This is a genomic window from Streptomyces sp. NPDC005648, from assembly GCF_040605395.1.
Classification (GTDB): domain Bacteria; phylum Actinomycetota; class Actinomycetes; order Streptomycetales; family Streptomycetaceae; genus Streptomyces.
Genome location: NZ_JBEXCS010000006.1, coordinates 167,065 through 178,402 on the forward strand (window position 1 = coordinate 167,065; position 11,338 = coordinate 178,402).

General features: G+C 71.6%; 12 protein-coding genes. 9 read left to right on the plus strand and 3 right to left on the minus strand.

Going from position 1 to position 11,338, the window contains the following annotated elements; translation table 11 throughout:
• Nucleotides 1–34 precede the first annotated feature (34 nt).
• Genes ABZT17_RS05650 through ABZT17_RS05665 form a run of 4 tightly spaced genes read left to right on the plus strand, consistent with a single transcriptional unit; the run spans nt 35 to nt 4,140 of the window.
• Entirely contained in the window at nt 35–1,183 is a 1,149-nt protein-coding gene (locus tag ABZT17_RS05650) for an acyl-CoA dehydrogenase family protein (protein WP_356344092.1), read from the plus strand.
• 10 nt (nt 1,184–1,193) lie between these two features.
• The gene (locus ABZT17_RS05655; RefSeq protein WP_356344095.1) at nt 1,194–1,961 is read left to right on the plus strand and encodes an SDR family NAD(P)-dependent oxidoreductase; all 768 of its coding nucleotides are present in this window, start codon (nt 1,194–1,196) and stop codon (nt 1,959–1,961) included.
• Nucleotides 1,958–3,160 (plus strand): acyl-CoA dehydrogenase family protein, encoded by a 1,203-nt coding sequence (locus ABZT17_RS05660; protein WP_356344097.1) that lies wholly within the window; start codon nt 1,958–1,960, stop codon nt 3,158–3,160. Before ABZT17_RS05655 ends, ABZT17_RS05660 begins: the two co-directional genes overlap by 4 nt.
• A 47-nt stretch (nt 3,161–3,207) precedes the next feature.
• Nucleotides 3,208–4,140 (plus strand): NADPH:quinone oxidoreductase family protein, encoded by a 933-nt coding sequence (locus ABZT17_RS05665; protein ID WP_356344100.1) that lies wholly within the window; start codon nt 3,208–3,210, stop codon nt 4,138–4,140.
• Nucleotides 4,141–4,147: 7 nt separating this feature from the next.
• Here the strand turns inward: ABZT17_RS05665 and ABZT17_RS05670 are convergent, their stop codons facing one another.
• The gene (locus ABZT17_RS05670) at nt 4,148–5,011 is read right to left on the minus strand and encodes a mycofactocin-coupled SDR family oxidoreductase (protein ID WP_356344102.1); all 864 of its coding nucleotides are present in this window, start codon (nt 5,009–5,011) and stop codon (nt 4,148–4,150) included.
• Between the two features lie 175 nt (nt 5,012–5,186).
• Between ABZT17_RS05670 and ABZT17_RS05675 the strand changes: the two genes are divergently transcribed.
• Genes ABZT17_RS05675 through ABZT17_RS05690 form a run of 4 tightly spaced genes read left to right on the plus strand, consistent with a single transcriptional unit; the run spans nt 5,187 to nt 7,574 of the window.
• On the plus strand, nt 5,187–6,332 hold the full coding sequence (locus ABZT17_RS05675) for an amidohydrolase family protein (RefSeq protein ID WP_356344105.1): 1,146 nt from the start codon (nt 5,187–5,189) through the stop codon (nt 6,330–6,332).
• The gene (locus tag ABZT17_RS05680) at nt 6,329–6,550 is read left to right on the plus strand and encodes a hypothetical protein (protein WP_356344107.1); all 222 of its coding nucleotides are present in this window, start codon (nt 6,329–6,331) and stop codon (nt 6,548–6,550) included. The genes ABZT17_RS05675 and ABZT17_RS05680 overlap by 4 nt, the downstream gene beginning before the upstream one ends.
• Nucleotides 6,551–6,557: 7 nt before the next feature.
• Nucleotides 6,558–7,370: a mycofactocin-coupled SDR family oxidoreductase gene (locus ABZT17_RS05685; RefSeq protein WP_356344109.1), complete on the plus strand. Its 813-nt coding sequence runs from the start codon at nt 6,558–6,560 to the stop codon at nt 7,368–7,370.
• A gap of 15 nt (nt 7,371–7,385) precedes the next feature.
• Entirely contained in the window at nt 7,386–7,574 is a 189-nt protein-coding gene (locus ABZT17_RS05690; RefSeq protein WP_356344111.1) for a ferredoxin, read from the plus strand.
• A gap of 52 nt (nt 7,575–7,626) precedes the next feature.
• Here ABZT17_RS05690 and ABZT17_RS05695 read toward each other — a convergent pair whose 3' ends face one another.
• Nucleotides 7,627–8,499 carry a VOC family protein gene (locus tag ABZT17_RS05695; protein ID WP_356344113.1) on the minus strand — a complete coding sequence of 291 codons (873 nt, stop codon included), beginning with the start codon at nt 8,497–8,499 and terminating at the stop codon, nt 7,627–7,629.
• A 135-nt stretch (nt 8,500–8,634) separates the two neighbouring features.
• Between ABZT17_RS05695 and ABZT17_RS05700 the strand changes: the two genes are divergently transcribed.
• On the plus strand, nt 8,635–9,495 hold the full coding sequence (locus tag ABZT17_RS05700; RefSeq protein ID WP_356344115.1) for an alpha/beta fold hydrolase: 861 nt from the start codon (nt 8,635–8,637) through the stop codon (nt 9,493–9,495).
• Between the two features lie 88 nt (nt 9,496–9,583).
• Here ABZT17_RS05700 and ABZT17_RS05705 read toward each other — a convergent pair whose 3' ends face one another.
• Nucleotides 9,584–11,182, minus strand: coding sequence for an FAD-binding protein (locus ABZT17_RS05705; protein ID WP_356344117.1), 1,599 nt, complete (start codon nt 11,180–11,182; stop codon nt 9,584–9,586).
• Nucleotides 11,183–11,338: the final 156 nt, after the last annotated feature.

An 11,338-nucleotide genomic window follows, 5' to 3' on the forward strand; every position in this document is an offset into this window, starting at 1 on the left:
GTATACTCAATAGGGTCCGATCGAAGGAGATTCGATGCGCCGGACCCTGTTCGAGCGGGACCACGAGGACTTCCGCCTCCTGGTCCGTGACTTCATCGCCCGCGAAGTCCTCCCGGTGTACGAGGACTGGCGGCGCGCCGGCCTCGTCCCCCGCGAACTGTTCACCGCACTGGGCAAGCTGGGCATCATCGGGACGGCCGTACCCGAGGAGTACGGCGGGGGCGGCCAGGACGACTACCGCTTCAACGTCGTCCTCCAGGAGGAGTGCGCCCGCGCGGGTGTGACCCTCGGCGGTCTGCGCACCCACCTCGACATCGTCGTCCCGTACTTCACGGGCCTGGCGAACGCGGAGCAGCGGGCGCGCTGGTTCCCGGGGCTGGCCTCCGGCGACCTGTACACCGCGATCGCCATGAGCGAGCCGGGCACCGGGTCCGACCTGGCCGGCGTCACGACCCGGGCGGTGCGCGACGGCGACGCGTTCGTGCTCCACGGCGCCAAGACCTTCATCACCGGCGGCCACCACGCCGACCTGGTGATCGTGGTGGCCCGCACCGCCGTCGACCCGGACGACCGGCGGGCCGGGCTGTCCCTGCTGGTGGTGGAGAAAGGCATGCCCGGCTTCACCGTCGGCCGCAGGCTGGAGAAGATCGGACTCCCCGTCCAGGACACGGTGGAGCTCGCCTTCGACGGGGTCCGCGTTCCCGCCGCCAACCTGCTCGGCGAGGAGGGCGGCGCCTTCACCCACCTCGGCCGCAACCTCGCGCAGGAACGCCTGGCCATCGCGGTCGGCGCGGTCGCCCAGACCCGCGCGGCGATCGACCTGACCATCGGCTACGTCCGTGACCGCACGGTGTTCGGCAAGCCGGTCGCCCACTTCCAGAACACGAAGTTCGAAATCGCCGCCATGGCGACCGAGCTGGAGGCCGCCCAGACCCTGCTGGACGCGGCCGTCACCGCGCTTGTCGCGGGTGAGCTCAGCCCGGCCGACGCGGCCGGGACCAAGCTGTTCTGCACCGAGACCCAGGGCCGGGTCGTCGACCGCTGTCTCCAACTGCACGGCGGCTACGGCTACATCCTGGAGTCCCCGATCGCCCGGCTCTACACCGACGCCCGGGCGACCCGCATCTACGGCGGGACCAGCGAGGTCCTCAAGACCATCATCAGCAAGTCCCTGGGCCTGTAAGGAGCTTGATGTGAACATCGACGGTTCGGTGGCACTGGTCACCGGAGGCGCCTCCGGCCTGGGACTGGCCACCGCCCGCCGCGTCATCGACCGCGGCGGCCGGGTCGTACTGGCCGACATCTCCGAGGAACAGGGCGCCAAGGCGGTCGCCGACCTCGGCGAGGCCGCACGCTTCGTCCGCGCCGACGTCACCGACGAGGCCTCGGTCACCGCCGCCCTCGACGCCGCGCGGGACCTCGGCCCGCTGCGCTTCGTCGTCCACTGCGCGGGCCGCGGCGGCGACCGCACCCGGATCATCGACCGCGACCGCGAGCCCGGCGCACTCGACTCCTTCGCCGAGGTGATCCGCGTCAACCTGATCGGCACCTACAACGTGCTGCGGCTGGCCGCCGCCCGGCTCGCCGGCAACGAGGCCCTCGACGGCGACCGCGGAGCCGTCGTCCTCACCGCCTCCGTCGCCGCCTTCGACGGGCAGATCGGCCAGACCTCCTACACCGCCGCCAAGGCGGGCGTCCACGGCATGACCCTGGTCGCCGCACGGGACCTGGCCGGCTGGCAGATCCGGGTGAACACCATCGCCCCGGGCATCATGGACACCCCGATGCTCGGCCGGCTGCGCGAGGACATCCGCGACGGACTCGCCGCCTCCGTGCCGCACCCCAAGCGCCTCGGCGACCCCGACGACTTCGCCCGGCTCGCCGTGGAGCTGCTGGAGAACCCCTACCTCAACGGCCAGACGGTCCGGCTCGACGGCGCCCTCCGCATGGCCCCGCGATGACCGCGCCCGAGACCGGGACCCACGCCGGGACCGAGACGGACGAGCAGTTCCGGACCCGGCTGCGCGACTTCCTGGCGGAGCAGCACCCCGGCCGCCGCCCCAAGGACCCCGGTGAGCGCCTCGCCTGGCAGAAGAAGTGGCTGGCCACGCTCTACGACGCCGGATACGCCGGCCCGGGCTGGCCGCGCGAGTACGGCGGGATGGCACTGTCCTTCGCCCGCCAGGTCATCTACCAGGAGGAGTACGCCCGCGCCCGCGTCCCGGGACCGCTCGGCACCGGCCTCGGCATCGCCGCCCCCACCCTGCTCCAGTACGGCGACACGGAACAGAAGGAGCGATTCCTGCGCCCCATGCTGCGCGGCGACATGGTCTGGGCCCAGGGCTACTCCGAGCCGGAGGCGGGCTCGGACCTCCCCGCGCTGCGCACCACGGCCCGCCGCGAGGGCGCCGAGTACGTCGTCAACGGGCAGAAGGTGTGGAACAGTTCGGCCGACATCGCCGACATCCTCTTCACCCTCGTACGCACCGGGCCCCCCGACTCCCGCCAGGACGGCATCAGTTACCTCCTGATCGACGCCCACGCCCCCGGCGTGACCGTCCGCCCCCTGCGGGACCTCACCGGCGACGCGCACTTCTGCGAGATCTTCCTCGACGACGTCCGGGTGCCGGTCGCGCACCGCGTCGGCCCCGAGAACGGCGGCTGGCCCCTGGTCCGTACGAGCCTCGGACACGAGCGGGCCGCCGGGGCGATGAACCAGGCGGCCCTGTACCGGCGCGTCCTCGACGAGCTGATCGAACTGGCCCGCGAGCGCGGCGCGCTCGACGACCCCCTGGTCCGCGACCGGCTCGCGGACTTCGAGATCCGGGCCACCATCATGCGGCTCACCGGCATGCGCACCATCGCCGACATCCTCGCCAAGGGCGAGCCGGGCCCCGCCTCCTCGACCTCACGGCTCTTCATCGTCGCCTTCGAGCAGGAACTGCACGAGTTCGCGCTGGAGTTGCTGGGCCCCTACGGCATCCTCGGCCGCCGCGACCCGCACGCCGTCCAGCGCGGTCGCTGGGTCTGGGGCTTCCTGCGCACCCGGGCCTCGACGATCGGCGCGGGCACCGCCGAGATCCAACGCAACACCATCGCCGAACAGGTCCTGGGCCTGCCCCGCGACCCGGCGATGCCGACCACCGGAAGGGCACGATGAGAGCGGCGCGTTGCACACGGTACGGTCCGCCGAAGGACCTGGAGGTCGTGGAACTGGACGACCCGGAACCCGGCCCCGGCGAGGTCCTGGTCCGGGTGCACGCCGCCGCGGTCAACTTCCCGGACGTCCTCCTCGTGGCCGACCGCTACCAGGTCTCCGTGCCGCTGCCCTTCACTCCCGGCAGCGAGTTCGCCGGGACCGTGACCGCGCTGGGCCCCGGTGTCACCGGGCCGCGGGTCGGCACACCGGTGGCGGGGGCGGTGATGACGGGCGCCTTCGCCGAACAGGTCGTGGTCCCGGTCACCGGCCTGCGCCCGGTCCCCGAGGGCCTCGACATGGTGCACGCCGCCGCCTTCCACGTCACGTACGCGACCGCCTACCACGCGCTGGTCACGGTGGGGCAGGGCAGGGCGGGGGAGTGGGTGGCGGTGCTCGGCGCGGCCGGCGGGGTCGGCAGCGCGACCGTCGACGTCGCGAACCGGCTCGGTCTGCGTGTCGTCGCGGCGGCGTCGAGCCGGGAGCGCCTGGAGGTCGCCCGCGGGCTCGGCGCCGAGGCCGGGGTCGACTACGTCCACGAGGACCTCAAGACCGGTCTGCGCGAAGCGACCGGCGGCGACGGCGTCCACCTCGCCGTCGACCCCGTGGGCGGCGACCACGCGGAAGCCGCCCTGCGCGCACTGCGCCGGGGCGGCCGGTTCGTCACGGTCGGATACGCCGACGGGCGGATTCCCCGCATCCCGCTCAACCTCGTCCTGCTCAAGGACGCGGTGGTACGGGGCTTCGAGATCCGCATGCTGCGCCGGTACGCGCCGCAGGCGGTGGCCGAGGGCGACCGGGCACTCGCCCGGATGGTCGAGGACGGTATGCGCCCGCTCGTCTCCCGGGTCCACCCCCTTGCCGAGGTGGCCGCGGCCCTGATCGACGTAGTGGACCGGCGCACTACCGGCAAGGTGGTCGTAGAGATGACCGGCGGGGCCTGAACAGGACTCAGAACGCGGGCAGTTGGGGGCGCCGCTTGACGTAGCCGCCGGCGTCCACACGCATCTGCATGCCGGTCACGTACCGCGACTCGTCGGACACCAGGAACAGCACCATGTCGGAGACGTTCTCCGGTTCGACGTAGGGGATGCCGAACCCGGTCGTCGCGGGGAAGGACGGCAGCGCGTCCTCGCGGGTCGGGTTCTCCAGATCGGGCCGGAAGGACCGGTACATCAGATCGCTGTTGAGCATGTCGGTGTTCACATTGGTCGGGTGCACCGCGTTGACCCGTATCCGCCGGGACGCCAGCACCGTCGCCAAGTCGTGCACGAACGCGGCGACTTGGCGCTTGGCGAAGGAGTAGCCCAGCCCGCCGGGCCCGTTGGCCGGGTTGTCCACCGTCGCCGGGATCAGACCGGCGATCGAGCCGGTCGCCACTATCGAGGCGCCGTCGGGCAGATGCGGGAAGGCCGCGTCCACGGCGTGCACCACCCCGTTGTAGTCGACGGTGACGGCGTCCAGGAAGGCCTGTGCCGTCTGCTCGGGGCCCAGCGGGGCGATGCCGGCCTGGGCGACCACGGCGTCGAGGCGCCCCAGCGCGGCCACCCCTTCGGCGACGGCCGCCTTGAGCACGCCCGGATCCCGTACGTCGGCCTTCCGGGCGACGATCCGGCGGCCGTGCTTCTCCACCTCGCGCACGGTCTCGTCCAGGTCCGCCTCGGTGGCCAGCGGGTAGCCGTTGCTGGCGATGTCCCCGCACAGGTCTACGGCGATGATGTCGGCACCCTCCGCGGCGAGCCGTACCGCATGGGCCCGGCCCTGGCCGCGGGCGGCTCCGGTGATGAAGACGACCTTGTCCTGCACTCGACCCATGGGGTCTCCTTCCGTCGCATAAAAGAGTAGCCTGAATAGCGGCGGAGTCACCCCGATCGACCTGATGATCTCGGATGATTCCGCGTCCGATCGTGAGCTTCCGCTCAGCGGGACCGGATCAGTGCACGCAATGCGCCCGCTGGTAGGGAATGTGGGAGAGCGAGGGAGCGCAAGCATGCCGTTGCAGCCGTGGATGAAGTTGCTGTCGACCGACGACCACCTGATCGAGCCGCCGCGTCTCTGGACGGACCGTCTGCCCGCGAGGTACCGGGAAGCCGGACCGCGCATCGTGGAGCAGACGAGGGGAGAGGGAAAGGCGCCCGCGGAGGTGTGGATCTACGAGGAGCGGATCTACCCGTACATCGGTCTCAACGCCGTCGCCGGCAAGAAGCCCGAGGAGTTCGGCCTCGAACCCACCCGCTACGACGAGATGATCCCGGGCTGCTACGACCCGAAGGCCCGGATCCGCGACATGGACCTGGACGGGGTCTGGGGCGCCCTGTGCTTCCCGTCGTTCCCGGGGTTCTCCGGCCATGTCTTCCTGGACGGCACGGACCGCGAACTGGCCCTGCTGTGCGTCCGGGCCTGGAACGACTTCGTCCTCGACGAGTGGTGCGCCGCCGCGCCCGGCCGGCTCATCCCGCTGGCCATCATGCCGCTGTGGGACGTGGAGGCCTGCGTCGCCGAGATCCACCGCACCGCCGCCAAGGGCGCCAAGGCGATCTCCTTCCCCGAGAACCCGGCCCCGCGCGGCCTGCCCTCCTTCCACACCGACCACTGGGACCCGCTGTTCTCGGCCGCCGAGGAGACCGGCATGCCGCTGTGCCTGCACTTCGGCACCTCCGGCCAGGCCCCCAGGACGGCACCCGAGGCCCCCTTCGCGGTGACCATCGCCCTGTTCGGCACCAACGCCATGTACGCCACCGCCGACCTGCTCTTCTCCCCGGTGCTGCACAAGCACCCGGGGCTGAGGATCGGCCTGTCCGAGGGCGGCATCGGCTGGATCCCGTATCTGCTGGAGCGCAGCGACGGAACCTGGGAGCGGCACCGCTTCTACCAGAACGTCAACCAGAGCGTGCGGCCCTCGGAGCTGTTCCACCGGCACTTCCACGGCTGCTTCATCGACGACCGCTTCGGCGTGGAGAACCGCCACCACGTCGGCATCGACAAGATCACCTGGGAGTGCGACTACCCGCACTCCGACTCCTACTGGCCCAGGTCCCGCGCCTACGCCGCGGAGGTCCTGGCCGACGTACCCGACGAAGAGGTACACCAGATGGTGGAGTTGAACACCCGCCGGATCTACGACATCCCCGCATGAGCCGCCGCCCCGAGTCCGAGCGCTCCGACTGGACCGACCTCGATCTGCTCACCCGCGAGGAGGCGCACGGCCGGCTGCTGGCGGAGATCGCCGACACGGACGCCCGCCTGGCCGCGCTCGGGGAGTCCGACGCGGCCGAACGGGAACTGCTGGAGTCCCGCTCGCGCGCCCTGCGGGAGGCCGCCGAGGACCTCATCGACCACCCGAGGAAGGACTGAGGCAGCCATGGGACGTGTGGAGGGCAAGGCCGCGCTGATCACCGGGGCGGCGCGGGGACAGGGCCGCTCCCATGCCGTGCGACTGGCCGAGGAGGGCGCGGACATCGTCGTCACCGATGTCTGCCACGACATCGGCGACGAGCTGCCGTACTCCCTCGGGACGGGGGAACAGCTCGCGGAGACCGCCGAGTTGGTGCGGAAGACCGGCCGGCGGTGTGTCGCCGTGCGGGCAGATGTGCGCTCCATCGCCGAGATGCGGGCCGCCGTCGACGCGGCGCGCGAGGAGTTCGGGAGGCTCGACATCGTCGTCGCCAACGCCGGCGTCATGAGCTCGGGAGCGGCCTGGGAGCTGTCCGAGGAGGTCTGGGACATCGTCGTCGACGTCAATCTCAAGGGCGCCTGGAACACCGCGCGGGCCGCTATCCCCTGGATGATCGAGGCGGGGCAGGGCGGCTCGATCGTCGTCACCAGCTCCGCCGCGGGCATCCGCGGCCATGTGCCCTACGCCCACTACGTGGCCGCCAAACACGGAGTGGTGGGCCTGATGAAGGCCCTGTCCAACGAACTCGCCCCGCACCGCATCCGGGTGAACACCGTCCACCCCACCGGCGTCAGCGACACGGGCATCACGGTCGGCGTCCCGGTGGAGGAACTCGCCGCACGGGAACCGCTGTTCGCGCTCGCCGCGATGAACCCCCTCGCCCCTCACGTCGAGCCGCGGGACGTGTCCAACGCCGTCCTGTTCCTCGCCTCGGACGAGGCGCGGTACGTCACCGGACTGCAGTTCACCGTCGACGCCGGGTCGACCAACAAGCCGTAGAACGGGAGCCGTCACATGAGGATCACCATCGACACGTCGTCCTGCTCCGGGCACGCCCGGTGCGCGGCGGCCGCACCGGCGCTGTTCCGCCTGGACGACGACGGTTACGCGCTGCCCTTGGAGGGAGAGGTTCCCGAGGGCCTCGAACAGGCCGCCCGGGACGGCGAGTCGGCCTGCCCGGAGCGGGCGATCACCGTCGAGTGACATGGCTGGGCCCCGGGGGTCCCTGGCCCCCGGGGCCCAGCCGGTCTCCCGGTCAGCCGGCGGGCTGGGGCGGCGGGGTGAAGTGGTGGCCCCAGAACGCGCCGTCCGTGATCTCGTAGACGGGGACGGGCTCGGGCACCTTGAGGCCGTTCCAGCCGAACTCGACGGCGATGTTCTCCGGCGACCACACGTAGAACGACACCATGTGGTCATTGGTGTGCTTGCCCAGCGAGTGCATCATCGGCACCTCGTACTTGCCGGCCCGGTCCAGCGCGCGGCCCACGTCGTCCAGGGTCGCGGCCTCGACCATGAAGTGCAGCAGCCGCCCGGGACCCGGCATCGGTGTGACGCCCAGGGTGTGATGGCGCGGGTTGCAGCCCATGAACCAGGTCGTGCCGCCCGGCGACCGCATGGTGTTGCGCTCGATGAAGCCGAGCACACCGACATAGAAGTCGAAGGTCGACCGCGCGTCCTCGGCCGAGATGATGGCGTGTCCGAAGCCCATGTCGCCGGTGACGAACCTCGACACCAGCGGGGTGTGCACCGGGACATGGTCCAGGACGGCGCCGTAGTACAGCTCGACCGGGTTGCCGCCCGGGTCGTTGAACCTGGCGAAGCCGGTGACCCTGCGCTCCGCCGCCTCGGCCTCGGTGCCGGCCGTCACCTTGATCCCGGCCTTCTCGACGTCCGCGACCAGCCGGCCCAGCTCCCGCTCGTCCAGGACCTCGAACCCCAGCGCGGTCATGGCGGGCTGCGCGCCCGGAGAGACCACGATCCGGGCCGGATGGTCGTCCATCCGGAAGGTCAGCGCCTGCGAGTCGGCGCCCTCGACGGGCATCAGGCCGAGGAAGTCGGCCCCGAACGCCTTCCACTTGTCGAGGTCGTTGGACTCCAGACGCAGGTACCCGAGTGAGCGAACACCCATCAGGCCCTCCCCTCACGGTCGGTGGTATCGGTACGTCCGCGACGGTAGACAGCCCGGCCCGCCCGCCGCCGGGACCGTCCCACTGATCGGGAGCCGCACGGCGCCCGGTCCCGCACCGGTGCGACGGTGACCGTCATGACACTCAGCTACGACGACACCCTGCGCGAACTCCCCACCGATGACGGCATCCTGCGCTACCACGAGGCGGGCGACGGGCCTCCACTGCTCCTGCTCCACGGGTCGGGGCCGGGCGTCACCGGCTGGCGCAACTACCGCGGCAACCTCGGTGTGTTCGCCGAGCACTTCCGCTGCCTGGCCCTGGAGTTCCCCGGCTTCGGGGTGAGCGACCCGACCGCCGAGAACCCGATGGCGGCCGCGCCCAAGGCCGTTCTGCGCTTTCTCGAAGGCCTCGGTCTCGACCGCGTCGACGTCATCGGCAACTCCATGGGCGGGTTCGTCGCAGTGGGGCTCGCGGTCGCCCACAAGGACCTGTTCCGCCGGGTCGTCACCATCGGCGGGGTGGGCCGCAACCTTCTCTCCCCGGCGCCCAGCGAAGGCCTCAACCTGCTGGTGGAGTTCGCCGAGAACCCCACCCGGGACAACCTCGTCCAGTGGCTGCGCTCGATGGTCCACGACCCGGCCCTGCTCACCGAGGAGCTGATCGAGGAGCGCTGGGCGAGCGCCACCGAACCGGAGACGCTCGAAGCCTCACGCCGTATCTACGGCCGTCAGGCGATGGCCGCGATCCAGGCCGCCCAGGCCCAGTCCGACCAGCCCGTCTGGGCCGCCCTCCACAAGGTCACCGCGCCCACGTTGCTGACCTGGGGCCGGGACGACCGGGTCACCCCGCTGGAGAACGCGCTGCTGCCCCTGCGCACGATCCCCCAGGCCGAACTGCACGTGCTCCCGGACTGCGGGCACTGGGCGATGATCGAGCAGAAGGCGGCCTGGGAGAGCGCGGTCCTCGCCTTCCTGACCCGCCCTGACGCCTCCTGAGACTGTCGACCCGCGCGGCCCTTCGCGGCGCGTGGCACACGCCGAGAGGCCCGGGACACCCACCGTGTCCCGGGCCCCGCGCGTCCCGTCAGTCCGTCGTCCCGGCCATGTCCAGCACCGCCAGATATCCGAACGCCAGACTCGAACCGATCGGCGTGCCCGCCCCCGGATACACATGCCCCGACATCGCGGCCGCCGTGTTCCCCGTCGCGTACAGGCCCTCGATCGGACGGCCGTCGGCTCGCAGTACCCGCGCGCGGGTGTCGATCCGCAGACCGCCCTTGGTGCCGATGTCGGACGGGACGATGGTCGCCGCGTAGAACGGCGGCTCGTCGATGGGCAGCAGCAAGGGGTTCGGCCACTCCGGCACCGGTGTCGCCGGGAAGTTCTGCCGGGGGTCCGCCGGGAAGGGGACGATGTGGTGGAACATCTGGTCCCACGGGGTCTCGCCGCGGTGGAAGCGCTCGTCGACTCCGGTCCGCGCGTACCCGTTGAACTCCTCCACGGTCCGCTTCAGCGCGTCGAACGGCACATCGATCAGCCGCGCCAGCTCCTCCAGGCTGTCGGCCCTCTTCAACGCCCCTGACTCCAGCCACTGTTCGGGACCGGGCGTGGCCGGCGGGAAGCCGATGCCGTCCCGGTCCAGCTGGCGCTGGTCGAACACCCAGTGCGCCGGGATGTGGCTCACGCCGGTCGCGTGGTGCAGCCGTACGATCTCGTGCGCGGCCTGGTCGTACGGCCGTGTCTCGTTGACGAAGCGTTCGCCCGCGGCGTTGACCCAGATACCGCCCCGGGTGCCGGTGTGGAACACCGGCAGACCGTCCGGGTGGATCAGCCCGGGCACGAACCACGCCTCGTCCAGCAGGTCGGTGTCCGCGCCCACGGCCATCCCCGCCCGCAGGGCGTCACCGGTGTTGCCGGGGGCGCCGTCCGACCACTCCCCGGTGAGCGGGGCCTGGTGCTTCTCGCGCAGTTCGCGGTCCCGCTCGAAGCCGCCGGCGGCGAGCAGCACGCCCCGCCGGGCCCGGATACTCATGCGCTCACCCTCGCTGACGACCTCGACGCCGACGACCCGTCCGTCCTCGACGATCAGGCTCTCCAGGGCGGTGCCGAGCCGGAGTTCGCCGTTCCCGGTCTCCAGGAACGCCGACAGGGCCCTGCCGATCAGCGCACGGCCGCCGCTGAGCAGGGGCCCCTCGTCGAAGCCGAACCGCTCGGTGGGCAGTGAGTCACGCAGCAGCGCCCTGCGCTCCTTGAGTTCCGCCTCCTCCAGCGGCGGCGGGAAGACCGTGTGCCCGGTGGGCGAGGCGCCCGGAGCCGACGCGTAGTAGTCCGGGACCGGTCCGTGGACGAAGGACTGGAACCAGGGGTTCTTCTCCAGCTCGTCGATCAGCCGGGGCCCGGCCGCCAGATAGGCGTCCTGGAGCGCTTCCCGCGACGGGTCGTCCACGACACTGCGCAGATACGCCCGTACGTCCTCGACGTCGTCCCCGAGGCCGGCCCGGTCCAGTGGAGCGGACCCCGGAAACCACAGGCCCGCGCCGGAGTACGCCACGGTGCCGCCGACCCGGTCGGTCTTCTCGACGACCAGCGTGCGCAGCCCGCGCGACGCCGCGACACAGGCGCCGACCAGGCCGCCGCCCGACCCGACGACGATCACGTCGTAGGCATCCTCGTTGATGCTCATCCGAACCTCCTCATGGGCGCTCTGCGCAGGGACGGTAGCCAGGCGGCGGGGCCCGCCCCCAACCGGCTGCCCCTCGACGACCCGGACCGGCACGCGCTTGACGCCCCGGCCCTCGAGGGCGCCTTCGCTCAGCTGGCCATCGCGCACGCCGATCGC